The sequence below is a fragment of the Xenorhabdus cabanillasii genome (assembly GCF_003386665.1).
GTDB lineage: Bacteria > Pseudomonadota > Gammaproteobacteria > Enterobacterales > Enterobacteriaceae > Xenorhabdus > Xenorhabdus cabanillasii.
Window position 1 is genome coordinate 821132 of record NZ_QTUB01000001.1, and the last position, 26783, is coordinate 847914.

General features: G+C 41.9%; 21 protein-coding genes and 3 pseudogenes. 18 read left to right on the top strand and 6 right to left on the bottom strand.

The features are described from left to right. Positions 1–3: 3 nt before the first annotated feature. From BDD26_RS04140 to BDD26_RS04150, 3 genes are all read left to right on the top strand, one after another. Positions 4–1083 carry a cysteine protease StiP family protein gene (locus tag BDD26_RS04140; RefSeq protein WP_115825622.1) on the top strand — a complete coding sequence of 360 codons (1080 nt, stop codon included), beginning with the start codon at positions 4–6 and terminating at the stop codon, positions 1081–1083. Between the two features lie 14 nt (positions 1084–1097). Then, positions 1098–2048 carry an HpcH/HpaI aldolase/citrate lyase family protein gene (locus BDD26_RS04145; protein WP_115825623.1) on the top strand — a complete coding sequence of 317 codons (951 nt, stop codon included), beginning with the start codon at positions 1098–1100 and terminating at the stop codon, positions 2046–2048. Positions 2049–2138: 90 nt separating this feature from the next. Beyond that, a complete protein-coding gene (locus BDD26_RS04150; RefSeq protein ID WP_038268072.1) occupies positions 2139–2642 on the top strand; it encodes a hypothetical protein in 504 nt (167 codons plus the stop codon). Positions 2643–2688: 46 nt separating this feature from the next. Here the strand turns inward: BDD26_RS04150 and BDD26_RS04155 are convergent, their stop codons facing one another. Then, on the bottom strand, positions 2689–3183 hold the full coding sequence (locus BDD26_RS04155) for a TIGR00645 family protein (RefSeq protein WP_038268074.1): 495 nt from the start codon (positions 3181–3183) through the stop codon (positions 2689–2691). A gap of 381 nt (positions 3184–3564) precedes the next feature. Here BDD26_RS04155 and BDD26_RS04160 point away from each other — a divergent pair, with 381 nt between their 5' ends. Further along, the gene (locus BDD26_RS04160) at positions 3565–6732 is read left to right on the top strand and encodes an autotransporter domain-containing protein (RefSeq protein ID WP_115827488.1); all 3168 of its coding nucleotides are present in this window, start codon (positions 3565–3567) and stop codon (positions 6730–6732) included. Here BDD26_RS04160 and BDD26_RS04165 read toward each other — a convergent pair. Beyond that, positions 6690–7040, bottom strand: coding sequence for an antirestriction protein (locus BDD26_RS04165; protein WP_244922645.1), 351 nt, complete (start codon positions 7038–7040; stop codon positions 6690–6692). The two genes, BDD26_RS04160 and BDD26_RS04165, sit on opposite strands and share 43 nt — an antisense overlap. A 381-nt stretch (positions 7041–7421) precedes the next feature. On the opposite strand from BDD26_RS04165, the pseudogene BDD26_RS04170 reads away from it, so the two are divergent. The 9 genes and pseudogenes from BDD26_RS04170 to BDD26_RS19965 all read left to right on the top strand — a co-directional run. After that, positions 7422–7697: pseudogene (locus BDD26_RS04170) on the top strand (helix-turn-helix domain-containing protein); the annotation flags it as partial. Between the two features lie 92 nt (positions 7698–7789). Further along, a pseudogene (locus BDD26_RS04175) lies at positions 7790–8629 on the top strand (DMT family transporter); the annotation flags it as partial. Positions 8630–8783: 154 nt separating this feature from the next. After that, a complete protein-coding gene (locus tag BDD26_RS04180) occupies positions 8784–8972 on the top strand; it encodes a hypothetical protein (RefSeq protein ID WP_115825625.1) in 189 nt (62 codons plus the stop codon). A gap of 279 nt (positions 8973–9251) precedes the next feature. Then, complete coding sequence (locus BDD26_RS20465) at positions 9252–9383, top strand: hypothetical protein (protein WP_280524510.1); 132 nt, start codon at positions 9252–9254, stop codon at positions 9381–9383. 90 nt (positions 9384–9473) lie between these two features. Next, a complete protein-coding gene (locus tag BDD26_RS04185; protein ID WP_244922646.1) occupies positions 9474–10163 on the top strand; it encodes a hypothetical protein in 690 nt (229 codons plus the stop codon). 58 nt (positions 10164–10221) lie between these two features. Further along, on the top strand, positions 10222–10695 hold the full coding sequence (locus BDD26_RS04190; protein ID WP_051502334.1) for a helix-turn-helix domain-containing protein: 474 nt from the start codon (positions 10222–10224) through the stop codon (positions 10693–10695). Further along, positions 10689–11225, top strand: coding sequence for an IS630 family transposase (locus tag BDD26_RS04195; protein WP_084766466.1), 537 nt, complete (start codon positions 10689–10691; stop codon positions 11223–11225). The genes BDD26_RS04190 and BDD26_RS04195 overlap by 7 nt, the downstream gene beginning before the upstream one ends. Before the next feature lie 392 nt (positions 11226–11617). Then, positions 11618–11989 (top strand): fatty acid desaturase family protein, encoded by a 372-nt coding sequence (locus BDD26_RS19960; protein ID WP_244922618.1) that lies wholly within the window; start codon positions 11618–11620, stop codon positions 11987–11989. Positions 11990–12025: 36 nt separating this feature from the next. Continuing rightward, a complete protein-coding gene (locus BDD26_RS19965; protein ID WP_244922617.1) occupies positions 12026–12565 on the top strand; it encodes a fatty acid desaturase in 540 nt (179 codons plus the stop codon). A gap of 62 nt (positions 12566–12627) precedes the next feature. On the opposite strand, the gene BDD26_RS04210 is transcribed toward BDD26_RS19965, so the two are convergent. Together BDD26_RS04210 and BDD26_RS04215 are read right to left on the bottom strand one after the other, a co-directional pair. Continuing rightward, complete coding sequence (locus BDD26_RS04210) at positions 12628–13164, bottom strand: IS630 family transposase (protein WP_084766466.1); 537 nt, start codon at positions 13162–13164, stop codon at positions 12628–12630. Beyond that, positions 13158–13631 carry a helix-turn-helix domain-containing protein gene (locus BDD26_RS04215; protein ID WP_051502334.1) on the bottom strand — a complete coding sequence of 158 codons (474 nt, stop codon included), beginning with the start codon at positions 13629–13631 and terminating at the stop codon, positions 13158–13160. Before BDD26_RS04215 ends, BDD26_RS04210 begins: the two co-directional genes overlap by 7 nt. A 576-nt stretch (positions 13632–14207) precedes the next feature. Here BDD26_RS04215 and BDD26_RS19970 point away from each other — a divergent pair. Then, positions 14208–14516, top strand: coding sequence for a 2OG-Fe(II)-dependent halogenase WelO5 family protein (locus BDD26_RS19970; RefSeq protein ID WP_425330436.1), 309 nt, complete (start codon positions 14208–14210; stop codon positions 14514–14516). Positions 14517–14833: 317 nt separating this feature from the next. Here the strand turns inward: BDD26_RS19970 and BDD26_RS04225 are convergent, their stop codons facing one another. Then, entirely contained in the window at positions 14834–15079 is a 246-nt protein-coding gene (locus BDD26_RS04225) for a hypothetical protein (RefSeq protein WP_115825626.1), read from the bottom strand. Between the two features lie 338 nt (positions 15080–15417). Here BDD26_RS04225 and BDD26_RS04230 point away from each other — a divergent pair, with 338 nt between their 5' ends. The 4 genes and pseudogenes from BDD26_RS04230 to BDD26_RS04245 form a co-directional block, all read left to right on the top strand. Then, the gene (locus BDD26_RS04230) at positions 15418–15912 is read left to right on the top strand and encodes a hypothetical protein (RefSeq protein WP_115827489.1); all 495 of its coding nucleotides are present in this window, start codon (positions 15418–15420) and stop codon (positions 15910–15912) included. A 60-nt stretch (positions 15913–15972) separates the two neighbouring features. Further along, a complete protein-coding gene (locus BDD26_RS04235; protein ID WP_244922648.1) occupies positions 15973–21807 on the top strand; it encodes an RHS repeat-associated core domain-containing protein in 5835 nt (1944 codons plus the stop codon). Next, complete coding sequence (locus BDD26_RS04240; RefSeq protein ID WP_115825627.1) at positions 21804–22664, top strand: leucine-rich repeat domain-containing protein; 861 nt, start codon at positions 21804–21806, stop codon at positions 22662–22664. Before BDD26_RS04235 ends, BDD26_RS04240 begins: the two co-directional genes overlap by 4 nt. 131 nt (positions 22665–22795) lie before the next feature. Continuing rightward, positions 22796–22945: pseudogene (locus BDD26_RS04245) on the top strand (IS3 family transposase); the annotation flags it as partial. Between the two features lie 107 nt (positions 22946–23052). On the opposite strand, the gene BDD26_RS04250 reads toward BDD26_RS04245, so the two are convergent. Continuing rightward, positions 23053–26778 (bottom strand): AAA family ATPase, encoded by a 3726-nt coding sequence (locus tag BDD26_RS04250; protein ID WP_115825628.1) that lies wholly within the window; start codon positions 26776–26778, stop codon positions 23053–23055. Positions 26779–26783 lie beyond the last annotated feature (5 nt).

A 26783-nucleotide genomic window follows, 5' to 3' on the forward strand; every position in this document is an offset into this window, starting at 1 on the left:
TAAATGAATGGTTTTTCTCCTTTTTCTGGCTCTTATGCTGCCGATGATATCCAGTTTTTGCTAGAACCCATTCAGATTGAAATGACACCGGTTGAGGTTAAAGAGCAGTTAATTCAATCTGGTACTCGCCATTATTCCGATATGTTGAGTCAGGAACCAGAGCCAACCTCTTATCATCTGGATCTGTTCGATAAAGCGTTGCAACTGGGAGCAGCCAGACTGGCGACGGAAGTTGTAATGCTTGCCAGGTCTCTGATATTACGTTTTGGTGATACACCGATTGTGCTGGCGAGTTTGGTCAGAGCGGGAGTACCTTTAGGCGTCATGTTGCATCAGGCTTTGCGGAAGATGGGAAAACGCTCTTACCACTACGGGATTAGTGTCATACGGGATCGTGGCATTGACAACGTCGCACTGTCATTTATAGAACAGCAGCATGGCACGGAAGGGCTGGTGTTTGTGGATGGCTGGACAGGCAAGGGCGCAATCATGGCAGAATTATCCCGCTCGCTGGTGGGGCGACCTGGCTATTCGGGGATTCCCCGTTTGGTGGTGCTGGCTGATCCTTGTGGATGTTCATGGCTGGCAGCCAGTGATGATGATTGGTTAATTCCTTTCGGCATCCTGGGAGCTCCTGTATCAGGGCTGATATCGCGTTCAATTTGGCGTGAAGAAGGATTGCACGGCTGTGTGAAATGTGGTCATCTGAGTGAGTTTGAATGCAGCAGGTTGTTAGTTGATATTGTTGCGGAATACCGTGATCGCTTAGATTTGACGACCGGACCAACAGCGGATTGGCAACCGCAGGAAAACACGGCTTTGCTGCAATTGAGTAAGACCGTAATTTCAACTCTTGCTGACATATATAAGATCGACAGTATTAACCGTATCAAACCCGGAATTGCAGAAGCAACCCGCGCGGTCTTGCGGCGTGTACCGGAACAGGTACTTGTCCGATCACTGGATGATCCTGATATCGCTTTGCTGGTTTATTTAGCGCAGCAGAAAAACGTCGCTATTACAGAAGTGGGCGATCTGATAGGCCAATATCGCGCGGTAACGATTATTAAAAAAGTAGCATGAAAAAAGGTAGTCTGATGAAATCGATCCCTTCTGCAAATCAGCTTGGTGCAACGTTGTATATGCCAGCGACCCGCCGGAATATTACTGAAATTGTACTGCACAATAAAGTGGCAGGGCTGCGCTCTCTGGTGATCTGTCTGGAGGATTCAGTGACTGAACAGGATATCCCCCATGCTATCGAAAATCTCGTGTTTGTATTACAGGCACTGGCAGAGGCAAAGAACTCTGTTGCCGATATTAAACATCATCCTCTGATTTTTATCCGTCCACGTAATGAATCAATGGGACGATATCTGGTTGATACTGTTAATCTTAGCGCTGTCGCTGGTTTGGTTTTGCCTAAATTTACGCAGGCGTCATTATCTGAGTGGTGGGAGATCGTCGCCGCAACCCATCTTGGGATCATGCCGACATTGGAAACTGAAGATGTTTTTGATGTGCAACAAATGAACCAGCTCGCCGATAAGCTTAAATCTCACCCTTGCTATGAGCGTATTATTGCTTTACGTATTGGTGGTAACGATCTGATGAACCTGATTTCTATGCGGCGCTCGCGTAACCTTACTTTATATGATGGCCCGATGGGATATGTGATCAAAATGCTGGTAGCTGTTTTTGGCTCGCGGGGTTTTTATTTGACTGCACCAGTTTGTGAGCATATTGATAATCTGGAGTTACTTGAGAAAGAGCTGGCACTGGACATAGCTCATGGCCTTGTTGGGAAAACGGCCATTCATCCGGGGCAAATAGAACATATTCATCGGGCTTTGATGGTGAACACCCGTGATTACGATGATGCCTTACAGATCCTCAATTCAAATCAGGCGGTATTCAAATTCCAGGGAGCAATGTGTGAACCTGCTACGCACTGGCGTTGGGCGGTGAATATTCTGGAGCGAGCGAAATATAACGGCATCTGTTCGGGAGCTGGTGGAGAAAACAATGGGGCTTTTAACCTGTTTTAATATTGATTTACCAGAATGAAAAGCTATGCTGGATGCTGTGTTTATAGTTGATATTAGGAATTAGTATTCCTGACCCGGTAATTGAAAACGATGTTACTTAGCCCCAAACAACTTAGAAATTTCAAATTAACTTTGCTGCTTTCGCATGAAAAACCTGTCAGTAAGGTGAAGGTGATCGAGGCACTCAGTTGTTCTGAACCGACACTGACTCGCACCTTAAGAGAATTGAGGGATCACTATTGTGCTGACATCCGGTTTAGCAAAATGGGAAACACTTATCAATTAGTTGATAAGGGGATGTTAACCAGAAAAGAGGTACGCAGAATTGAAGAACTGCTTGCTCAGCATAACAACTTTAAATCTAAGGAAGCTACCAGTCATGTCTACCTTGATAAGGAGAAAAAAAGATCGATTTCTTTGTCGTTGAGGATGTCTGTCATCAGAAAAATAGATGGGCTGTCCAATAGGCTCGGTGCGACCAGAAGTGAAACGGTTGAAATGGTTGTAGACAGGTTTATTGAGGAATTACAGAAAGAAACAGCCCGTAGCAATTCATCACGAAAAAAAGTGGTTTCCCGTAATGCCAGCAAATGATATCAGGCTGGCATCAGGGGAGAGACATGCTGGATAGAGTTCCTTACTAATGATGGTGGCGTGTAAGTTTATCCAGATATCCCATCACAAATGCTGATATAACAAAAGTAAGGTGGATAATGACATACCACATCAATTTATTGTCTGGAACATTGCGGGCATCCATAAAGACACGCAGTAAATGAATTGATGAGATGGCAACAATAGAAGCCGCAACCTTATTTTTGAGTGAAGTCGCATCCATTTTTCCCAACCAGTTCAACTTTTCCTTATTTTCCTCAATATCCAGTGTGGAAACAAAGTTTTCGTAGCCGGAAAACATGACCATTACCAACAACCCACCAACCAGTGCCATGTCAATCAGAGAAAGTAAGGTCAGGATAAGTTCTGATTCAGTAACCGAAAAGATATGTGGCAGGATGTGTATGATTTCCTGAAAGAATTTTATAGCAAGAGCAAACAGGGCCAGTGATAAACCAAAATAAACTGGTGCAAGTAGCCAGCGAGAGGCATACATAGCGTTTTCTATAAATCGTTCCATGGTGTTTTGAATATGTTGCAAAAGGAGCAGTATTATAGATCAAGATTGTGTGAGCTATGAAATACATCTCATTGTTTGCTCCTCCTTTATTGGGAGTTATCTCTGCCAGTAGCGGGAGATCTCCTTCCTCATTTAGAAGAAAAAACTTCCCCACCATAAATGTTATTCGTTGGTACACCCTATTAAATAAAGTTACATAAATGAATATTAATTGTTAATTAATTGTGCAATTCTGCGTGTGTCATTATTGATTCATGTGGGATTTATTGGAAGAGAAAAATATCGCAGCGTTATTTGCGTCAATCCCTTTGAATTCGTTACAGAGTTTTTTGGCGGTATGGCAATGATATTTTGGCAAATCAACAATGGACAGTGATTGAAATGAATAAGCAAAAGACAGGTCTATTTAAGAACACCCCATCCGAAATTAATCTATTCAAAACGAAACCATGTGCACTTTGCTATGCCGTTGCTTGCTGTCTTGCGGCTGGCAGTGTCGGAGCATATGCGGAAAATTATATTGAAACTGGTAAGTTGGGTGATCCTGCCAGCTGGCACTCTGGTGAATTCCTTGCTGAGTGGGGGCTTGGTGCGATTCACGCAGATGAAGCATATGCAAAAGGCTATACCGGTAAAGGGATAAAACTGGGAATATTTGATCAGGCTGTTTACGCTGAGCATCCGGAGTTTATAGGAAAAGATAAGGTGATTAACCTTCACACTTTCGGAATACGTGAGTATACCGATCCCTATATTGCGGTGAAGAAAGGTGATCCCTTCTCTTATGATGGTACACCAAGCCGGCAACGGGGGGGCAAATTGGGGAATCACGGTACTCATGTTGCTGGCATTGCTGCCGGTAGCCGTGATGGCGGAAAAATGCATGGTGTGGCCTATAATGCACAGATCATTAGTGCTGAAAATGGCGATCCCGGCCCTGAGGATGGCATTATTTTAGGTAACGACGGCAGTGTATATCAGGCTGGCTGGGATGCACTGATAGCAAGTGGAGCCCGTATTATCAATAACAGTTGGGGCATTGGTATTGATAGAAAGCTTGAAGAGGCGGGGAGAGATCCCAAAGGGCCACATTTCCATCTGGAACATGCCAATAAACAGTTTGATCAAATCAAACCAATATTAGGAACAAAACCGGGTGGCGCGTATCAGGGCGCAATTGATGCCGGGCGTAGTGGCATTGTGACCATTTTTGCTGCGGGTAACAGCGGCAACTATAATGAGCCGGATGCCATAGCGGGTCTGGCCTGGTTTGTACCGGATATTGCGCCAAACTGGTTGACGGTTGCCAGTGTGCAGAAGGATGCTAATAGCAGCAATAAAATTCCCTATAGTATCAGTGGATTTTCGTCCCGCTGTGGTTATACCGCCAGTTTGTGTGTCAGTGCACCCGGTAGTTATATATATAGCTCAGTGATAAATGGAACAAGTGTAGATACGCTAAAAACCGATTACGAAAAATTCAGTGGTACTTCGATGGCAGCCCCTCATGCTGCTGGTGGTATTGCTATTCTGATGGAGCGTTTCCCGTACATGAGCGGTGCCCAGGTTTCTTCCGTGCTCCGCACTACTGCTACTGATATGGGCAAGCCAGGCATTGATGAGATTTACGGTTGGGGAATGATTAATCTCGGTAAAGCGATAAATGGTCCTGGCATGTTTTATACGGCAGAGGATATTCCAGCTACTTTTCGTATTCCTGATCCAGAAGGTGTTGTCTATGGGGATGGACAGTTTGTCGCTGATATTCCCGGTGTTGGTGCTGTTCTCGACAAAGGCAAACCGACCGAACGTGTTTGTGAAGGCAGACAGTGTGAACTTGATATCTGGAGTAATGATATCAGTGGTCACGGTGGGTTAACCAAACAGGGTAATGGTGCGTTATTCCTCACTGGTAAGAATACTTATTCTGGCCCGACATTAGTTAAACAAGGGTTATTGGGGATCAGCGATTCACTGGCTTCTTCAGTCCTGGTAAAAGACAACGGTGTATTCGGTGGTTATGGCACTATTGGTTCCCTTACGGTTCAGCATGGAGGAACGGTCAGTCCGGGCTATTCTATTGGTAAACTCGATGTTTCCCGTGAAGTTACCTTTGAACCTGGCTCTCGTTATGCTGTTGAAATCACATCTGATGGACACAATGACAGCATCCATGCAGGGGATAAGGTACAAATCAACGGTGGCAAGGTAGAAATCGCTCTCCTGAACAGTAATAACCTTCTTTCCCGCGATAATCTTGCTGACGATAAAGCGCATGGCCTGACAGGGCAACAGTATAATATTCTCAGTACAGAAAAGGATATTAATGGGCGTTTTGATAACGTTGGTTCGCACTATCTCTTTTTGAACACTGACTTGTCATATCAGCCCAGTAAAGTGACGCTTAATATAGCACGTAATAATACCGCTTTTGCCGATGTAGCATTGACGCAGAATGAACGCTCTGTGGCTGGTGCTGTTGATTCCCTCGGTACTGGTAATCCGGTTTACGAGAGTATTTTACCTTCTACTTCTGCCGATCAGGTTCGCCATGCTTTCAAACAGCTTGATGGACAGATCCATGCGGACATAACTTCTGCATTGGTTAATGAAAGCCGTTACTTGCGTGATACCCTGAATGCCCGATTGAGGCAGGCTGAAGGCCGTTCGTTATCATCCGGTATTTATGCGGAGAATAATAACGCAGAGAGTAATCACGGAGAGAATAAGGGCGCCTGGGTTCGTTTGCTTGGGGCATGGAACCATAGCTCCGGTACGCTTAATGCTACTGGCTATCAGTCCTCCACTTACGGAGTACTACTCGGAACTGACGGGTCGATAGGTAATTATAGCCATTTTGGTATCGCCACTGGTTATACCCGTACCTCTCTTGACGGTGGTTACCGTACCAGTGCCGACAGTAATAATTATCACATTGCTCTTTATGGTGATCGTCGCTTTGGTGATCTGAAGCTGCGTACCGGAGGTGGATACACCTGGCATCGTATTGATACTGACCGTCCTGTCAATTATGGCTATCAGTACGATCGCGGAGAAGCGGAATATGGTGGCCGTACGGCACAGTTATTTGTTGAAGCTGCGTACAATCTGCCTATAGCTCTGGTAAATCTGGAACCGTTTATGAATCTTTCTTATGTCGGTTTCCGTAATAATGGTATTAACGAAAATGGTGGCCCCGCAACGCTTCAGGCCGATAAACAACATACAGAAGCAACGCTTTCCACACTTGGATTACGTGCTAACCATGATTGGCAGACCAAGTGGGGGGCTACTGTTGCCTTGCATGGTGAGTTAGGTTGGCAACACCAGTATGGTGAGCGTCAGCGCGCGGTGAGTTCAGCGTTTCGTGGAAGTAACAAAACTTTCGTGACCCACAGTGCTCCGGTTGCGCGTGATGGCCTTGTCTTGAAGGCTAATGCTGAAATGACAGCAGGCAAGAATGTGTCATTTACGCTTGGTTATAGTGGATTGTTATCCTCCGCTCATCAGGACAATAGTGTTAATGCCGGTTTTGTCTGGCGGTTCTGATGATGGGTATATAACCAATATCCAGAACAATCATCAATGTTGCACCGTAAAATTCGTCTTTGTGAAGTGAAAAACCCGTCAAACCTAAAGCGGTACGGATACACTGAGCCTGGGGATGTTGCAGCGCCACAGAACCACTCAGTGTGCCCGTCCTGCTTCATCAGGGCAGCCAGATAACCCAATACGGTCAGGGTCACCATCAGCCCGCACGTATCAGCGGAGACCTCGCCTTTAAAGTCAGCCGTATCGACATTGACAACATACGAATCCGATCGTGTCGGCACGACATAGGTGATGTTGTCAGACACTTTCCGGTACTTCCATCGATCGCACTGGTAATCGCCACAAAGCACGGTGGCAGCTTTAATGAACGTGTGCTCCAGCAGCATCAGTTCCAGCAGACGGGTTTGCGGAAAAATGTCGGCAAAAGGGGATAATTCAGACGCGGGCACAGTGTGCACCGTTGCCAATGTTGTCGTTAGATCCGCAAGGGGAGAAACACATGCCCTTCAAAAAGGTAGGGACAATCATATTTTTACAATATCCTAACAGTCCGAAATATTATAAATTGTCAGACATCATAAAAAGGTTTCGTTATACAGCCCATTAAATCGTCTTATACTAAAAGTAGACACTTGGTGTCTAAAAATCAATATAGGAGACATTTTATTGAGACTTATAAAAGTGGTACAGAAGGCGAAATGGGAAAAATGGCCGTGACTATTTTCTCCGCAGCAGCTCTGGCAGAAAGCCAGAGAATACTGGAACGAACAAATGAAGGTCGGCAAGAGGTCAAATTGAAAAGTGTCAGGTTTGGGCGTAAACACACAATGAATAGAAAATTGATTATCGCTATGCGTGACCAGGGGATTGGTGCAACAGAAATAACAGAAATGACCAAACATATGCAAATAACCCGTTCAACGGTCTACAAAGTTATTGATGAAACAAAAGAAAATTTATAACGTGAGTTTTCGTTTCACTTAGCTTCAATTCCCTGATAGTCCATTTTTTACGAGAATAATTTGTACTTATTCTAATAAACAGGAAAATTTATATGAACACAAAAATACTTTTGAGTAACTATGGAGCAACTTTTATTTTTGTTTTATTATGGAGTAGTGGCGCTATATTTTCTCGTTGGGGACTAAATCATAGTTCTTCATTTGCTATTTTAACTGTACGTTTTTCTATTGCTTTTTTATTTTTATTGTTACTCTGTGTATCAAAAAAACGTTATTTTCCTGCACCGGGAAGCACCAAAAAAGTAGCTGGAGTAGGTTTATTAATTATCGGTGGATATTCTATTTTTTATTTTCTCGCATTAGAACATGGGATTACTCCCGGAGTTTTAGCAACAATAATGGGGATACAACCAATTATCACACTTTGGTTTATGGAAAGACATTTCTCTATCCGCCGTTTTATAGGGTTATGAGTCTCTTTGATTGGATTAATACTTGTTGTATTTCAAGGAATCATAAATGCCAAATTCTCTCTGTCGGGAACTTTTTTTGCTTTATCTGCACTAGCTTGTATGAGCATAGGTGCTATATTTCAGAAGCGAATACAACAACCGCCATCTGAAGTTTTACCATTACAATATGGTGTTAGTTTGTTTATGTGTTTATTGTTTGTTCCTTTCAAACCTTTTCATATTGAACCTACGATAGGATTCATTATTCCTGTATTATGGCTTGGTTTAGTTATTTCAGTCGCAGCCCAATTATTACTTTATCGATTAATTATGGCTGGTAATTTAGTCAATGTGACTAGTTTGTTTTATCTTGTTCCAGGTGTGACTGCAATAATGGATTATTTATTTTTGGGTAATAAATTATCTAATTTAAGTATTATTGGTATGATTGCAATAATATTTGGCCTGCTGATCATTTTTCATGTAAAAGAAAAAAACATTTATAATTATTTATTATGTCACTTGGATTCGTCTAATAAGTGCAATTTCTCAGAAAGGCGGCCAGTTGCTATAGCAGGCATGTTTGGGGGTATAAACGCATCGGATCCGATGTGCCGGGTCTGACAGAAAATGCATGCGCGTTTCCATTGCACCGTGGGATCGAATGCCACGGTTTGGCAAATATGTGACACAAAATCCTGCTCTGTTCGCCTGTTTTGAACTGTCGGTGGAGGATTTTTCCGGTGGCGGCTTCCAGATTCGCTATCAGGTGTTTTTTGAGCGATTTTTCTCATCTGCCGCCGTTCATCTTGGGGGGGAATGAGTGGTATAATAAGTATAACTCAATCCTTCTTTTTGTGATGTGATGTGATGTGATGTGATGTGATGTTTTGGGAACAAAAATTTCGCAAAATTAGGACTGAATTTCTTTGACACTCCTGCCATTTTGGCAAGCCATTTAGTCATAACATTATAAAAATTACTTTTTCAAAATTTAAAATTTTATTAAAAAATGATTATTAATAGGGATTGTCAATATTTTTATTTAAATTATATTTTTTTAAATTTAATAAATAATAATATATAAGGTTATAATTATAATATGAAAGATATACATTGTTCAGAATTACCTAAATCTCCGGTAAGTTCATTTGCTGAGTGGGATCCACTTGAAGAGGTCATCGTAGGTATTGTTAATGGTGCCAGATTTCCTTCATGGCATATGGCATTATAACCTGTTTTACCTGCTAATCAAGTCGTTAATTTCCAGAGAAATTCTGGGCGTTCTTTCCCTCAGGAACTTATAGAATTAGCCTCTAAAGAATTGGAAGAATTCGTCCATATACTTGAAAGCGAAGGAGTCAAAGTTCGCCGTCCTGATATACAAGATCAGTCAGCGGTTTTTGGGGCTCCGGGATGGAGCAGCACTGGTTTATATTGTGCTATGCCCAGAGATGTACTTTTGGTAATTGGTGATAATATAATTGAATGCCCATTGGCGTGGAGATCTCGCTATTTTGAAACTTCTGCTTATAAAACGTTATTAAAAGAATATTTTAAATCTGGTGCTAAGTGGAGTGCTGCACCTAAACCACAATTAACGGATGAGCTATATAATTTAAATTGGGAGAAAGAGAGTAATATGCAAGGGAAAGTTTCTCTTGCTATTACTGAATTTGAACCAATTTTTGATGCTGCATATTTCTATCGTTGTGGTAGAGATATTATTGCTCAAAAAAGCCATGTAACAAATAGTTTCGGTATTGAATGGCTAAGGCGGCATATTGGAAATGAATATAGAATACATGTATTTGAATTTGACGATCCAAATCCAATGCATATCGACGCAACATTTGTACCTATGGCACCAGGAAAGTTACTAGTAAACCCCAAAAAATTATCAAAAATTCCTGATTTATTCAAAGGATGGGATGTTTTTCATGCGCCAAATCCAATTATACCTGATGATCATCCTCTGTATATGACTAGCAAATGGATTAAGTTAATCAGATAAATTATCTGCATTACTGTTACAATCGATAACACGATAACCTGATTCTCTGCCTGTTCTTATGAAATCGAAGATAATACTTTCTGAGCCTGAACGAATCACATTGCAACAACTTGCTTTGAATCATCCACATCGGGACATTCGTACGCGAGGAACGGGTTTGCTCATGCTTGCCAGAGGGATCAAGCCGTCCCAGATCACCGCTGAAATCGGATGCAGTCTCCGGGTTATCTATAATTGGGTTCACATGTGGCACAATTCAGGGATAGCGGGATTATTAGGTGGTCATGCCGGAGGCCGGTATCTCGCCATGACGCCTGACATGATTGCCACTGCGGTCGAAGCGGCCAGCGCAGAGTCCCTGACACTCGCCCGGATAGCTCAGTGCGTTGAGGCAAAGCATGGTGCCCTGCCTTGTACGCTTGAAACGCTGGCAAATACCCTGAAAAAGCAGGGGCTCACCTATAAACGAACCCGACTGTCGCTTAAAAAAAGCGTAACGAAACGGAGTTTGCTAAAAAATCCGCCTTGCTGAATAAAATTAAGGCTGGAGCACAGTTAGGCCATTACCGTCTGCTCTATTTCGATGAGGCGGGTTTTGCCGCGTCTCCTCCGGTGCAATATGGATGGAGTCCACGGGGTAAGCCCCATAAAACTGAGCCTCGAGAGCATGACAGACGGTCAGTTCTGGGGGCGTTAAATTACACGGATAACACGCTGTTTTACCAGACAACGTCAGGCAGTATCACGCGCGATGACGTGATTGATTTTTTAGAGCAGGTCGCCAAACAAGGGGACAACCGCCTGACATTTTTAGTGTTGGATAATGCGCGTATCCATCACGGGATCGAAGAACAAATCAGAAATGGCTGGTTACGAGAACACAACATGTTTTTATTCTATCTTCCCGCTTACAGCCCAGAGCTGAATTTGATTGAGATCGTCTGGAAACAGGCCAAATACCATTGGCGACGTTTTATCACTTGGACTCAGAATACAATGGAGCATGAATTAAATACTTTATTGAAAGGTTATGGCGACCAATTTGCAATTAACTTTTCTTGAGTACTTAATATGAATATTCTTATGTTAGATGAGAATAGAGTCATTGTCGAAAAACAAGATGACTCAATGATAGCAGCAATGAAGCGTTGGGGATTTACACCAATTCCATGTAATTTTAGGTATTTTAATAGTTTTGGTGGCTCTTTCCACTGTGCAACTCTAGATGTAAGGCGTTGAGGCAGTCTGCAATCATATTTTTAAGTATTAGAGTTTAACCAGTTTGATTTTAAAATAGAGAGTTTGATTTATAAACTTTAGTAGATCACTCCTGCTTTATCTCAATCATGATAAGTTGCGAAAATGATCTACTCATTTCTAATGAACAGTATATTTATTTAGTCTGAAAAATAAAATATACTTTTAATGTATCATATTAATGAAAAAGGATAAGTATGAAAATTTGGAAATCCTCGAAAAAAGATGCCATATTATTTCTATTAAGCATATTAAACATTGTAATAAATGTAACATTGGCATTTAATTGGGGTGAATTATCTATTTACAGCTGGATAATTAATGTTATTGTGGTGTCATTAATCACCACTTACAATATTATTGTTATTTCTCATTTCTTTACTCATAATCCGTGGTTTGTATCATCTTTAATGAATGATTTTGTTTCCATTTTGAATTATATTAATATAGGCCAATCTATTCAAGGCTATCATTTAACACACGTCAGGAATCATCATAAATATCACAATGATAATGGGAGTCCTATAAAAGATTTATCATCAACTTTTTTAAATGGTAAAGAAAATTAACATAACTCACTATGGAAATATTCCATTATTGGTGGGATGGGAACTTTACTAAACATAATTCCAAATATATTATGGTCTTTATTTTCATGGAGAGGTAAGTTAAGTAAGTATGATAGTCATTTTGAAAATTTAATTTCAAAAGATAAAGTTAATAGCAGAAAAGAAATTAACCAATTGCGTTTAGATAGACTTTCAATATTTGTTGGTCTGCTTTTTTTCTTTAGTGTATCTTGGGAATGGGCATTGCTTTGCTATTTACCTTCTATTTTGCTTTCTTTTATTCTGGTAAATATACAAAATTATTATGAACATTATGGAGCCAATCCAGAAAACAAATTCACTAACTCTGTTAGTTATTATGGAAGATTATATAATTTACTGGCATTTAATGATGGATATCATCAGGAACACCATATATCGGGCGGTACTCATTGGAGTCAATTACCTAAATTACGAGAGAGATACTATGATAAATTTAAAGAACAAGATAGAATAATTAGCCCAGTGTCAGCAATTTTAGTTTTTTTACATATAAAAAGAAGATTATTGCATAAAAATGATAAGAACAAGGGATAAATATAATGTAAGAAAAATTTTCTTTAACAGGACATAAATTGAAAAAATCAGAATTTAAGTACTCAAGAAAAGTTAATTGCAAATTGGTCGCCATAACCTTTCAATAAAGTATTTAATTCATGCTCCATTGTATTCTGAGTCCAAGTGATAAAACGTCGCCAATGGTATTTGGCCTGTTTCCAGACGATCTCAATCAAATTCAGCTCTGGGCTGTAAGCGGGAAGATAGAATAAAAACATGTTGTGTTCTCGTAACCAGCCATTTCTGATTTGTTCTTCGATCCCGTGATGGATACGCGCATTATCCAACACTAAAAATGTCAGGCGGTTGTCCCCTTGTTTGGCGACCTGCTCTAAAAAATCAATCACGTCATCGCGCGTGATACTGCCTGACGTTGTCTGGTAAAACAGCGTGTTATCCGTGTAATTTAACGCCCCCAGAACTGACCGTCTGTCATGCTCTCGAGGCTCAGTTTTATGGGGCTTACCCCGTGGACTCCATCCATATTGCACCGGAGGAGACGCGGCAAAACCCGCCTCATCGAAATAGAGCAGACGGTAATGGCCTAACTGTGCTCCAGCCTTAATTTTATTCAGCAAGGCGGATTTTTTAGCAAACTCCGTTTCGTTACGCTTTTTTTAAGCGACAGTCGGGTTCGTTTATAGGTGAGCCCCTGCTTTTTCAGGGTATTTGCCAGCGTTTCAAGCGTACAAGGCAGGGCACCATGCTTTGCCTCAACGCACTGAGCTATCCGGGCGAGTGTCAGGGACTCTGCGCTGGCCGCTTCGACCGCAGTGGCAATCATGTCAGGCGTCATGGCGAGATACCGGCCTCCGGCATGACCACCTAATAATCCCGCTATCCCTGAATTGTGCCACATGTGAACCCAATTATAGATAACCCGGAGACTGCATCCGATTTCAGCGGTGATCTGGGACGGCTTGATCCCTCTGGCAAGCATGAGCAAACCCGTTCCTCGCGTACGAATGTCCCGATGTGGATGATTCAAAGCAAGTTGTTGCAATGTGATTCGTTCAGGCTCAGAAAGTATTATCTTCGATTTCATAAGAACAGGCAGAGAATCAGGTTATCGTGTTATCGATTGTAACAGTAATGCAGATAATTTATCTGATTAACTTATCATACATGAAACGGAAAATTGTATAGATATAAATGCGGTAGAATCTCTTTTAGAAGGTAATCTTGCAGCGTGTCGTATTCGTAATTTTTTATCAAAAGAAAAACGACAAAAAATCATTGATAATTTTTGGAATTCCTCTGCTAGAAAACCTCGTTTTGGAGAAGGTATTGATGGAGTAGAGGGGTATTTTATTGGAGCATCTCATATAGAAAAAACAACTCTTGAATATTTAGAGCAAGTTGAATATTTCCGTGCTGAAATAAATGAATTATTTCGAGATACAATTAACCCAATTGATTTTTTTGTTGAAAAATAATCTATTCTCAATCAGAAAAGTTATTACATATCCGACCAGCAACTCATCTCGGAATTGCAGCTGGTAATTCTAAAGCCGTTTACTGGAATAATTCTGGAGAATTTCTCCTATTACCCCATGATGATTTAGCTCAACTTAGTGATCCTATGAAAAAATACTTTTAAATTCAATATGTTAATCAAGTGATGGCAGTCAATTTTTATGCGGAAGTTCCGCAAGGTGGAGGTCAACTGAAAGTGTGGAATATAGATCCAGATCCCACTTCTCGTTCAGCGCTTGGATTATCTCATAGCGGCTTCCCATATCCAGAAGATGTTCTTAAAGAACATGAAAGTATGATTATTGATATCGCTCCTGGAGATTTAATTTTATTGAATGGAAATTTGACTCATGCTGTTTTAACGGGTAATGCTAACCAATTACAGGAGAAACGACTGCTTATTACATGCTTTATGGGAATTAACAAAGAGAATGAACTTATTTGGTGGACATAAATTTTGGATGTTTATTCTTAATTGAAAATCATTTCCTGTAAACTTGGCCAGCAACGTTTTTGGTAGAGTAAGATGATTGAACAATAATAACGGTTCTGTCGCGTAACCATTCACCAGTCATGACTGGTGAATGCAGTTCTGGCAGTCTTGCGGGTACGGGACGCATTAGGTGATCTGCTTGAATAAAAATATGCAACACTCATTTATCATGCAGTATGGTAAGAGTAGTGGTTTTCCCCAGCCCGTATTATTTTTACTGAAACAGCACTAAGGCATAATAGTCATTTGTAAAACTCTATAACCAGTATCGATTTTTTCTATTTTTGCTGTTTAGTTGATGTCGAGAGACGATTTCCAGCAGGATCATAGTCATATTTATTTGCACTTACCTGATCTGTTGTATCTGAAATGAGACGCCCAAGGCTGTCATAGGTATATGTGATAGTACTCTGTATTTCAGTCATATTGGCTTGAAGAGATGGAGCAATCATAAAATTTATCAAGGCAAGTGTCATAGTCATTGCTATGGTTATAATAGATGATTTTTTACTGTTTTTTAACATGTTATGTATCCTCCACAAAGAGTATTTTATTTTAAATAATAGAATCAACATATATTTTCAAAAATACATCAATTAAAATTTTAAAAATAATTCTTTAACTAAACATTCCACACCTTTTTAAATGAAATGGAGCAATAATAAAACTCATCATAACAGCATTATCTTGATTATAATTTAATGATACTTGCCTGATTTTCATATCCTTTAAATATTATTAAATGTCAGTAAATTTACATATTTTGAAAAACATATTGATTTACATTTTAGAATCAAAATTCAATTCTTTAATGGAATATCTTTTATCTATTTTTAAAAAATATTTTGGGGAGGATACCGATATGTTTCAAAAATTATATCAAATTCCCTTTTGTTTAGGGATGCTCTTATTGACGAGTCTGGGGAATAGCGCTTTCGCGGAAACTCCTTCAGGTTCTATGCCACCTACGATCAGAATGCTGAATATACCGCCTGTAACACCGCAAGAAGCGGCTGAATACCTTAACAAACGCGTTGTTCCGCCTTCTTCTTTACCTTCACAGACCAAAACACGGGAATATTCCAGTGCGCAGAAATACGTCGGAAAAGAAGCCAGGATAAGGCTCAATATTGAGACGGTACTGGGGCATGAGCCGCCAGTAGGAACAATTACAAAGTATGGTTTCAAACGCGCTGATTTTGCGTATAAGTCCTCTTCTTCAAAAGGTTCAGACAATACCGTTGATCATATGTTTGGCACAACGGTGATTACTCCAAAATCTCAATCCCCCTCTGGACAGATCCAGCCAGTAGAAGTGCCTGAAATCAGCTCAGTTCGGGAAGCTTTAACTAAATAAATTTCACTCTGAATTTATTTTATTCTGCATTTGGCGGTTTTTTAACAAGGATTGCTTATCATGAATAAATCTCTTAAATTCCTGTCCCAAATTTCATTGTCTTTATTCGTTTTTCTCGTCTCTTTTGCAAGTCTTGCTTCGACAAAAAACCAATTTCAAGTCACATCAAATCTCACTAATGCCTTAGCTTGTACGACTCCACCCGCCGATCCGGAAATCAAAGATCTGGCGCGTGCACTTAATTATGATATCGGGCTGATTTATGAATATGTCTATTACGGCATTGATTATTCGAACACATTCGGCCTGATGAAAGGTCCGCTAGGCACGTTCCTTGACCGACGCGGCAATAACATGGATCAAAATGTTTTGTTTGTCACATTGTTGCGCCAATCCTGTATCAAGGCTGATTATCGCTATGGTGTCACAGCGATGATCCCTGCTGAAATGGTAGCCAATCTGATTGGTGTCGAGAATAATGCCACCCTGATTGCTCGTGAGCTTGGTAATGGTGGTATTCCTGCGTGTGTTAAGGTGGAAGGTAATAACCAGTGTGTTAAAACTGGCGGACAGGCAAAAACGGTTAACCTTCAGCATGTTTGGACGGAAGTCACACACGGCGGTAAAACCTATCAACTGGATCCTTCCTTTAAATCCTATCAACATTTTTCACCCATCAATGCGGCAGCAGTAATGGGCTTTGACAAAACGGAATTTTTAACTACCGCAACAAAAGGCGCTTCTTCCGTTTCTGGTGTACCTGCCAATATTAATTCGATCAGAAATCTGAACAGAGACAATATCCGGGCAAAACTTAATGCCTACGCAGAAATGCTGACCAATGAGATCCGTAAAACATATACCTCCAGATCCATGGCAGAAATTTTTGGCGGACGCAAGATCACAAATACAAATTATCTTGTGTCTTTTACTGCTACTGGCACGCTTTGTACCGAAATAGAAAATTGTACCCCTATACCGAATGCGCTTAAAAGCGCTTTTACGGTAAAAATTTCTGATACGCTATCCTCTCCTGCCTCTATCAATATGACGTTTTATGCTGATCAGATATCGGGCAAGCGTCTGACTTTAAACTATAATAACGCCAATCAGCCTGTTCTGACATTGGATGGCACTGTTATTGCGACAGGACGGGCAACAAAAACAGAGACGCAGCTCATCACTACTGCACTATCAACCCCCTATGTCAATTATAATAACCATACGGGACAAAATGTTGTCAAAACCGGCGGCACTTATTCCATTATCCTGGCAGCGGGTGATATTGGTCGTGATACGCTTACCCATCATCAAAATGATGCCATTAAAGCACGAGTTGCGGGAAAAGCCGATACATCTGAAGCGGTATTGGGGGCCGGCCTTGCTGCTGTCGGGTATGCCTATCTGAGCCAGTCTAGCGATTCAATGCTGCTTACTGCCAATCTTGATAATGTTAACACAAAGAGTAAATTTGCCGTCGGTGTTGCCGGCTATAATGGGAGTACCTATGTAGACTTTCCCATCTATCTTACAGGCATTACCGGTAAAACACTCTCTGTTTCTCCCGATAATCTTACAAGCACTGCCTTCAACAATGCCATTTTTGCAAGTTCCCTTGAATCCAGCAGTGTCAAACAGATCCAGGAAGTGGAGGCTGTTTCAACCACGCGTATGTTTGACTATTCCAATGCAAGCGGCATCGGCTTTCTTGAAGCCACACCACAAAACTGGTCTGCGGTCAAACGCTTCCTGATTAACTGGAATGCATCAGACCTTGCTAGTATGGAAGCCAGCCTGGCGGGAACAGGGACAAAGAATTACAAAGTTTTTGTACCGCAAAACGGTTCACGTGCAGTCAATGCCTGGAATGGAAACGGATATTATCTGCTGACAAATGACAAAACACGACTGACACTCACGGCTAGAATTAGTGGTGGGTTTAAAGGTGGTTTTGCTTCTGAAAAAAGATCCTGGCTAGGCGATAAATGGAATATGCTCAAGGCAAGCACTCAATCCGCTTACCAGTCTTTCAAGAGTGTTGATCCTATCGACCTCCGTAGCGGCTATTTTCTTTACGACCATGAGGATATCAGCACAGGCTCTGCCGCCTATCCTTTCGGGCTGACTCTCACCCGCAGCTATAGCTCTGGCCAAAGAAACACAAAAACAGCACTTGGCTATGGATGGCGTCATAATTTTATGCTGAGCGCCAAACGTGACAGCGACCCTTATGAAGCTTTCGGTCAGTATAACCCCTTAGCTGCTGTGACATCCATCGTTGCTACACGGGTTATTCAGGATCTGGGAACCGACCCAACGCTTACCAATACAGCGATCTCCTCAATTATTGGTAGCTGGTTGATGGATCAATTAGTCGATAACGCCATTACCATTCAATCCAATGAGGGAACCCAAAAATTTATTAAAATTCCAACCGCTTCCGGAGGTGTGACCTTTGTTCCCCCGCCCGGTGATGGCTCAATCCTGACCCTTGGAGAGCGAAATGCCGTTACCATCACGGACAAAACCGGCATCATCACGCGCTTTGATAAAGAGGGTGATATTCTGTCCTGGGAGGATAAAAACAGAAATACAGTGACCTTTACTTATTCAGGTACTGGTGAAAATAAAAACTTAAAAACCGTTTCCAATGGCATGGGGCGAAAGCTGGAGTTTTCCTATAATGGTAATAACCAGTTAACATCGGTTTCAGACGGTTCCCGTTCAGTAAGCTATGGTTATGACAGAAAAGATAACTTGCTAAGCTTTAAAAACACGCTTAACGCCACCTATCGCTATGGTTATGAAGGCTTAGGCCTAATCACGACCCTGTATAATCCCGCCTTCCCTGAAACAACAACGGTCAGAAACACCTATGACCATGCAGGACGTATTCAGACTCAGGCCGACCCTTTTGGCAATGTCTGGCATTACCTCTTTGCTAATGAGAGCCGCGTACAAGAAACCGACCCTCTGGGTAACAGCCGTGTTTTCTACTATGACAGAAATGGCAACCTGATAACTCAACTTGATCAAACAGCTACTGCAACACGCTATGTCTATAACGGCACAGGGCTTCTCACACAAGTTATTGGTCCTCGCGGTTTATCAGAAAGTTTCACTTATGATGATAAAGCCAATATTTTAACGAGAACCGTTTCTCCGTCTCCACAACGTATCGATTCTTTAGCCGGAAAGCCGATAACGGAAAGATGGACTTATTCCTCCCTGTCCCTGCCACTCACTCATACTGACTTTTTAAAAGGAATAACAAAATATGACTATGACGGACAAGGCAATCTTATCAGGACAACGCAGTCAAAGGTTGTTAAACCTGGGGTGGCAAACACACATGAGCCTGTAACACTCATAACCTATAATGCCCGGGGCTTACCTTTAACGATCACCGATCCTGAAGGGCGCGTGATACAGAATACCTATGATCCACGAACATTTGATCTTGTATCAACGACATTAGATCCCGGAACAGGACGTTTAAATCTGACAACAACCTATGCTTATGATGTGGCTGGCAATAAGATCGCGCAAAAAGATCCTAAAGGCTATATGACAAGCTATCTTTATGATGCTGAGCGGCGCCTGACGCAAGTGACAGCGCCGGATGGGAAAAGCATTACGCAATATGTTTATGATGCCAATGGCAATCGGAGTGAGATAAAAATTGCAACAGGTGATACACAGTCGCCCTTTCTTGTCACAAAGACGAAATATAACGCGGCCAATAACCCGCTTGTCGTGACAGAGCCGGATGGCAAAGCAACGACGACAACTTATGATGTCTTAAATCGTGTTGATACCGTTACTTCATCATCAGGACGGCGCACCCGAACAACCTATGATGCAGCCTCCCGTCCCGTCAAGATTATTGATGAAATTGCCAATGAGCATGATGCCTCAATCACGAAAAATCTTGGGGCTGTTGTACGGGAAACGCGTAGCTATCATCCGGGAGGTCTTCCGGCAACGCTTACCGATGCTAACAACAATACAATCTCCTACAGATATGACGTGTTTGAGCGCCTGAATGAGATCCATTACCCTGATGGCTCTCTCGATATATATGTATACAACTCTATGGGGCAAGTAGGGATTTTCCAGCGCCGCGATGGAAGTCAATTCTGGTATGAATATGATAATCTTGATAGGCTGATAAGAAAAAAACAAAAAAATCCGGATAATCAGAATATTACCAGTTATGAATATGACTATAGCGGGCGTCTTCTCTCCCTGACCCCCAGTGCCAATCCGGAGTTTGCCGTTTCCTATACTTACGATGCGGCTGGGCGGCCCACCTCCGAAACAACGGCGTTATTTGGTACGACGCAATTCGCTCTCGATAATAATGGCAACCGCGTTTCCATGACCTTGCCTTCCCGTGCCGGTGGACTTAATGTGACGCGGATTTATGATACGCTGAACCGCCTAACTGGGGTTTATCAAGGCGCAGAAACAGCCGCATCGCCCATCGTTCACTATACTTATGATCCTGCTGGCAGGCGTACCCGTGCTGTTTATGGCAATCTTCAATCTCCCCTTGCTGAAACAACGCTGAAATATAATCAGGCCAGTCTGCCAACAACCCTAACCTATCAGTGGAGCGACTCGCAGCTAAATGTCGGTTATCAGTACAATGCTGATCGCCAAAAAACGCAAGTGAGCCTTTCGGATAAAAGTTTTGCACCAGTAGTATCACCTGATTCACATCAAACCTATAAAAGCAACAATCTTAATCAGTATACAACGATCAATGACTCGGTTCTTGAATATGATAAGCGCGGTAATCTCATCAAAAATGGGGAGTGGTCTTACTTATATGATGCGGAAAACAAGCTCGTTAGTGCTGAAAAAGCCGGTATGAAGCTTGAATTTGGTTATGATGCATTAAACCGACGTATTACCAAAAAGGTGACTAAAGATAATGTCACAACCACTTATTCCTATCTCAGTGTCGGTGATCAAGAAATGGCGGTATTTAGTGGTGATGCTAGCGACATCTATATCTATGGCGCCGGTCTTGATGAAGTGGTTGCTGATATTACAACGCGTGGCCATAATTTCTATTTTCAGGACGCATTAGGCTCGACCATTGCCCTCACAAATGCGAAAGGTGAGGTAATAGAAAAACACAGCTATACTGCCTATGGGTTAGAGAGTGATTCCGGTAATGCGGCTTTCCGCTTTGCCGGTCGGCGTATTGACCCTGAAACAGGCCTGTCATACAACCGGGCACGCTATTATTCTCCCGTTCTGGGGCGCTTTTTGCAGACTGACCCCGCTGGAACAGAGGGTGGTCTGAATCTCTACGCCTATACCGGCAACGACCCCGTTAACCTTGTTGACCCGACAGGACAGTGGGCAGAAGCTAGCATATCAACCGCCAATGCGATTATACCCGGCGCATACAACATGGATATTGCGCAAAGGTACTATAGCGCCGGGAATTATGGGATGGCTGGGTTTTATGCAGCAGCAGCATTAGGCGATGCCGCATTGATGGGGGCATCAACAAAGTTGATGCTTGGAATGAAAACGGCTGGTGAACTTGCGATACAGAGTGGGAAAGCCATAATAGACTCACCAACCGTTCAACGTGGAATGCAGGGTATCTACGAGTTTATTGGTGTCTCTGGCAAAAAATATGTCGGTCAGTCATCAAATATTCCAATACGCCTTGAACAGCATCTGCGTTCTGGTAAGCTGCCGGCTGGCACTCCAGTCACAACAACGCCTGTTCCAGGAGGAAAACTGCAAAGGGAGATTGCGGAACAAAAAAGAATAAATGAGCTTGGAGGGATAAAACTTCCAGACGGTACTCAGAATCTAGAAAATAAAGTCAATCCAATCGGTCCAAAAAGGGAGCATCTTTTAAAATGACAACATCCGAAGTTACCTATGAAGAAGGGCGATATGGTGTTTTGGCCGTTGTGCGCTCGGAATGGAATAAAAGAATAGAAGAGGAGATCTTAAGAAAAAGCTGCACCGAAATCGAGTTCAATCATGCCAAGGGCTGGAAACTAGGAGGGGATGAACTCCCCTCACTTGAGGCATTTCCTGATCTTTTAGGCATATCGATCCTTGGTTTTAATATAAAGTCCATTGATTCAATTCATTTATTAAAAAAATTACGCTATCTCGGAATTAGCACTTATTGTAATACACCGATACGGTTTGAAAATTTTCCTGACCTGGAAGGGTGCAGTTTTGATTGGCGTAAAAAATCGGATTCGCTATTTGAATGCAGAAGCCTGAAAGGCCTTGGTCTTGGTAAATATCCTTATAATGATCTGAAACCATTTCAGTTTCTAACGAAACTCGAAAGGCTGACGCTGATGACTTCAAGGATTAAATCCTTGGGAGGAATAGATCACCTTAAAAACATTACATACTTAAGTCTAGCAAACTTAAGGGGGTTGACATCTCTTGATGGTATGGAACATTTATCAAAACTGGAAAATCTAGATATTGATACGTGCAGAAAGATTACCCATATTAATCAACTGGAAAAGCTTGAAAATCTGAAAGAGGTTTTTATAAACAACTGCAATGAGATTGAATCCCTCAAGCCCTTAAGGCACCTAAAAAAGCTTGAAAAGGTTGCCTTTGTTGAATCCACCAATATTGTTGATGGTGACTTATCGCCATTGCTGGGTCGTAACCCCCCTTTGGCTACAATAGCATTTATGGAGCGCAAGCATTATTCCCATAATCGGGAAGATTTTAAATGTAACTGATTGGCTTACGATTCTGCCCGCTTATTGAAGTGAACCCCAAAAGTTGGACATCTGACAATTAGGGGCTTTGTATTTCAATGAGTAGAAAAAAGTACACATTAGAATTTAAACGTCGTGTTGTTCTTCACTAGGAAAATTTCTTTGGATTACTCAAGACTGAATGTTGGCACAACGAGGGATATAACGCGATAACCTTGTTAAAAAATGCATTAGAAGAATATATCCATTACTACAACAATGAGCGAATCAAACTCAAGTTGAACGGCCTGAGCCTAGTATAATATCGGGTTCAGACCATATCAACCACCATAAAGTGTCCAATATAAGGGGGTCACTTCATTTGGGCGGGTTTTACGTCAGGCAAATATTCCCTTACGATCTAGTTATATCAACTCCTGTTATGGTAATGAATGCTGAATTCCGGCGATAACTTACTGACCCCTAATCCATTCATTTTTTCTACTTTGATCTGCACAGGGATCCGCTCTTTCATCGCTTCAACATGGCTGATAACACCGATAGTTTTTCCTGTTGCATTTAGGTGATCGAGTGCATTCAGAGCGATATCAAGGGTTTCTGAGTCCAGAGTACCAAATCCTTCATCAAGGAACAGGGATTCTATCTGAGTTTTGTTGCTGACCAGATCAGACAGAGCCAATGCCAGCGCCAGACTGACGAGGAAACTTTCACCACCTGAGAGGGTTTTGGTATCTCGAATTGCATCAGCTTGCCAGGTATCGACGATTTGTAACTCTAATCCACCATCATCTTTGCTTTGCCGTTTGCGCTGTAGATAGTAGCGACCGTGTAATTTTTCTAACCGAATATTTGCCAGATAGACTAAATGATCCAATGTTAGCCCTTGAGCAAAACGCCGGAATTTGGCGCCATCAGCGGAGCCGAGTAAGTTATTGAGATAACTCCAGTCATCGTAGTTTTGTTGTGAAAGGGCAATTTGTGCCAGTAGTTCCTGTTGCTGATGCCGACGACCAGCATCGCTGTTGAGCAGGTTTTTTACTGCGCCTTGTAGCTGATTATTTTGTTTCAGTTCATCGGCGATATTAGCCAAGAGTTCGGTTACTTGTGGCGGTTCGTATTGTTCCAGCAGTAACGGTGATTTTTCTCTATGCCGTTGTAATATAACTTCTGATTCATGATATCGTGTTTTAGCTTGCAGGCTCTGTTTGGTCAGTTGTTCTTGTAATTGTTGCAGAGCTTCTCGCTGTTCAGGCACTAGCAAAGCTTGCTCAAAAGCAGCTTGATGAGAAAAACCTTGTTGTTGTAACCCTTGCCGGAAAGCGTTGGATGCTGATGTACACTCGGTTTCGGCAGTGTGACAGCTTCGTTCAATTTCACTGGCTGCGCCCGTTAATTGATTCATTTTGTCCTGTAACTGCTGCAAAGCTGTCGTCGCTTGTTTATAGGCGGTATCCAATTCATTCGTCTTTTGCTGTAATTCCTGACGAACGACACTGATGGATTGCCCGCCAAATAATTGATAACGCTCTTGTTGTGTTTGTTGCAATAACAGTTTTTGTTGTTGTTGCTGTTCACTCAGTGCTCGCAGTTTATCGGTCAGCTTATCTTTTTGCTTTTCCAGTTCATTGAGTTTACTTTGCAGGGCTGCTTGTTCCCGCTGTAATTGTTGCCACTTTTCTCGCGAAGCGTGATAGTTTTTTAATTCGTTATCACGTAGCTGTAGCCAGTTCTCAGCCTCCTGCGGTTCCGGTAGTGCAAATGGCGTATCCTGTAATCCGAAGGTTAGCTGTTCTGTTGTGGCTGTGTATTCTGTTTCTATCTGGCGTAGCTCTGCTGTATTTTCAGTTAATTGTTTCTGATAAGTATCCTGTTTGACCCTTTCCAGCGCGATTTCTTGCTCGTACGATTTGTACTGTTCTCGATGATTAGATAGTGATTTTTCCGCAGCCTGATACTGTTTTTCAGCCTGTAATAGTGCTTCGTACTGTTTCTGGTGTTGTAGGTAAGCCGCTTTCCGTTGACTAATAAAGTGACCTACAGACTCTGTTTCTGCTGATAATTCATCTACTGTAAATTCAGGGGATTGTAGTTGTCGGCAATGGTACTGACATTGTTTAATCATCTCTGCTAGTTGAGATGTGAGGTGTGTAATGGATTGCTGTAATTGCTCACTGCGTTCTTGCTGAAGCTGCTGTTTTTGCTGTAAAGCAGAACGCTCCCCTTGTAGCTGTTCTATTTTTTGGCTCAGAATTTTCAAGCGCTCTTCTGATTTTGACAGGGCGATATTTTGGTATTCAGTGATCAACGGGTGATGCGTTGCCCCACAAAGCGGGCAGGCTTCGCCTTCCTTCAATTGGTTGCGTTCTTGTTCCAGGCTGATGATCCGCTGTTCCAGACGAATACGTGCAGCTAAATCCTGATGGTGTTGTTGCGTTTCTGTTAATTGCAGTTCAAGAGCGGTTATCTGAATTGGTAAAGATTCCAGTAATGCCTGAGTTTGTACGAGTTGTGCCTGATTATCTGAAATCGTTGCCTGTAATTGATGGATCTGGGGCTGCAAAATCTCCAGTTGATTTTGTGAACTGAGTTGTGATTGGTAATCTGATAACTGTTTTTGTAACTGTTCCAATGGATGAATTGCCTGCAAGCTACTCAGTTCTTTTTCGGCAAGGATAAGTTCATCCTGTAATGGCTGGTTTTGTGCAGCTTGTTGTACCAGAGTCGTATTTAAGGCATTCAGGTGCTCATTTGTACAGGTTAGTTCAGTGGTAATTTGCTGGTTTTTTTGTCTGAGCCTGGTTATCTGGATTTGTTTTTCTTTCTGGCGAGAAAAGAGCTGTTTCCATTCAGGCAGTTTACTCTCCAGCTTACGGAAATAAGGGTGTTCTTCGTAGTATGTTTCCAGCGTTTTTTGTTCTTTATTCAGTGTAATGTACTGAGTCTTAGTCACTTGATATTGAGACAATATTTCTGTCAGTTCACGATTATATGCAGTAACTTCTTTCTCTTGAGAGAGTAACTCTTTCGATTGAATTTCAATCTTATGATCGAGTGGCACAATGTGCTCAGAAATCAGTTTTTCCTGCCGCATATGATACTGTATATGTTCTTTTTGGGCATTTTCCAGCTCAACCTGCTTTTGCTGGGCTGGTTGTAATAAAGAACATTGTTGTTCAATCTCATGTATTATTTTTCTGTGTTGTTCATCAAGCCGTTGCTTTTCATTAAATGCTCGATTTTGTGCATCCCACAATGGACGAAGTTTTTCGGCAGGTTCACTGGCAGCCAGTTGTTGTAATTGGGGTTGAGCATCTTGAATAGCTTGATCAGCCTGCTGAAAAAGTAATTTGTTGTTAGTTAATGCTTGCTCTAATTCATTTTGTCGTACGAGCCAATGTTCGGTTGTCTGTAAGTCTTTAAGCTGCTGGTTGAGCTGAGTTTCTGCTGCGATAAGCTGTTGTTGCTGATTTTGGTATTCTTCGATCTGTGCCGGAGTTAATAACTCAATTGAAGAGGCCTTTGCTTGTTGGATATTTAATTCAGATAGGGCTTCTTTGTGGCGTTGATAAATTTCCTGCGACAGGATGCCGTAAATTTCTGTACCCGTCAGTTCTTCCAGTAAATCGGCACGGTCTTTATCATCTGCATTTAAGAATGCGGCAAAATCACCTTGTGACAGGAGGATAGATTTAGTAAAGCGTTTGAAATCAAGACCCGTTATTTCAGCGATTTTCTCTTTTTTATCCGGTATCTTGTCAGCCAAAATCTTGCCTGTTTTTTTGTCTGCTAATTCTCCTTTCGGGGGCTGGAGTTTGCCGTCAGCTTGATTGCGGGCACGACGCTGGCTCCAGAAGGCACGATAAGCAACCCCTTTAACTTCGAACTCAACTTCTGACAGACATTCGGCTGTATGGCGGGTCATTAATTCATTCTGATTGGCTGAAATGGTGCTGAGCCGTGGGGTTTCGTGATATAAGGCGAGGCAGATGGCATCCAATAGGGTAGTTTTTCCTGCACCTGTCGGGCCGGTAATAGCAAATAATCCGTTGCTGGCAAAAGGCTCTGCTGTGAAATCAATTTTCCATTCACCCTGTAAGGAATTAATATTTTTTAGCCGTAAGCTAAGAATTTTCATGCTAT

Coding starts and splice junctions, on each gene's coding strand:
- BDD26_RS20465 (WP_280524510.1), top strand. CDS start 9,252: ATGAAAGATATACATTGTTCAGAATTACCTAAATCTCCGGTAAGTTCA.
- BDD26_RS04180 (WP_115825625.1), top strand. CDS start 8,784: ATGCGCGTTTCCATTGCACCGTGGGATCGAATGCCACGGTTTGGCAAA.
- BDD26_RS04160 (WP_115827488.1), top strand. CDS start 3,565: ATGAATAAGCAAAAGACAGGTCTATTTAAGAACACCCCATCCGAAATT.
- BDD26_RS04230 (WP_115827489.1), top strand. CDS start 15,418: ATGTTTCAAAAATTATATCAAATTCCCTTTTGTTTAGGGATGCTCTTA.
- BDD26_RS04240 (WP_115825627.1), top strand. CDS start 21,804: ATGACAACATCCGAAGTTACCTATGAAGAAGGGCGATATGGTGTTTTG.
- BDD26_RS04225 (WP_115825626.1), bottom strand. CDS start 15,079: ATGTTAAAAAACAGTAAAAAATCATCTATTATAACCATAGCAATGACT.
- BDD26_RS04235 (WP_244922648.1), top strand. CDS start 15,973: ATGAATAAATCTCTTAAATTCCTGTCCCAAATTTCATTGTCTTTATTC.
- BDD26_RS04145 (WP_115825623.1), top strand. CDS start 1,098: ATGAAATCGATCCCTTCTGCAAATCAGCTTGGTGCAACGTTGTATATG.
- BDD26_RS19960 (WP_244922618.1), top strand. CDS start 11,618: ATGAAAATTTGGAAATCCTCGAAAAAAGATGCCATATTATTTCTATTA.
- BDD26_RS04250 (WP_115825628.1), bottom strand. CDS start 26,778: ATGAAAATTCTTAGCTTACGGCTAAAAAATATTAATTCCTTACAGGGT.
- BDD26_RS04215 (WP_051502334.1), bottom strand. CDS start 13,631: ATGAAATCGAAGATAATACTTTCTGAGCCTGAACGAATCACATTGCAA.
- BDD26_RS04155 (WP_038268074.1), bottom strand. CDS start 3,183: ATGGAACGATTTATAGAAAACGCTATGTATGCCTCTCGCTGGCTACTT.
- BDD26_RS04140 (WP_115825622.1), top strand. CDS start 4: ATGAATGGTTTTTCTCCTTTTTCTGGCTCTTATGCTGCCGATGATATC.
- BDD26_RS04190 (WP_051502334.1), top strand. CDS start 10,222: ATGAAATCGAAGATAATACTTTCTGAGCCTGAACGAATCACATTGCAA.
- BDD26_RS04150 (WP_038268072.1), top strand. CDS start 2,139: ATGTTACTTAGCCCCAAACAACTTAGAAATTTCAAATTAACTTTGCTG.
- BDD26_RS19965 (WP_244922617.1), top strand. CDS start 12,026: ATGGGAACTTTACTAAACATAATTCCAAATATATTATGGTCTTTATTT.
- BDD26_RS19970 (WP_425330436.1), top strand. CDS start 14,208: ATGGCAGTCAATTTTTATGCGGAAGTTCCGCAAGGTGGAGGTCAACTG.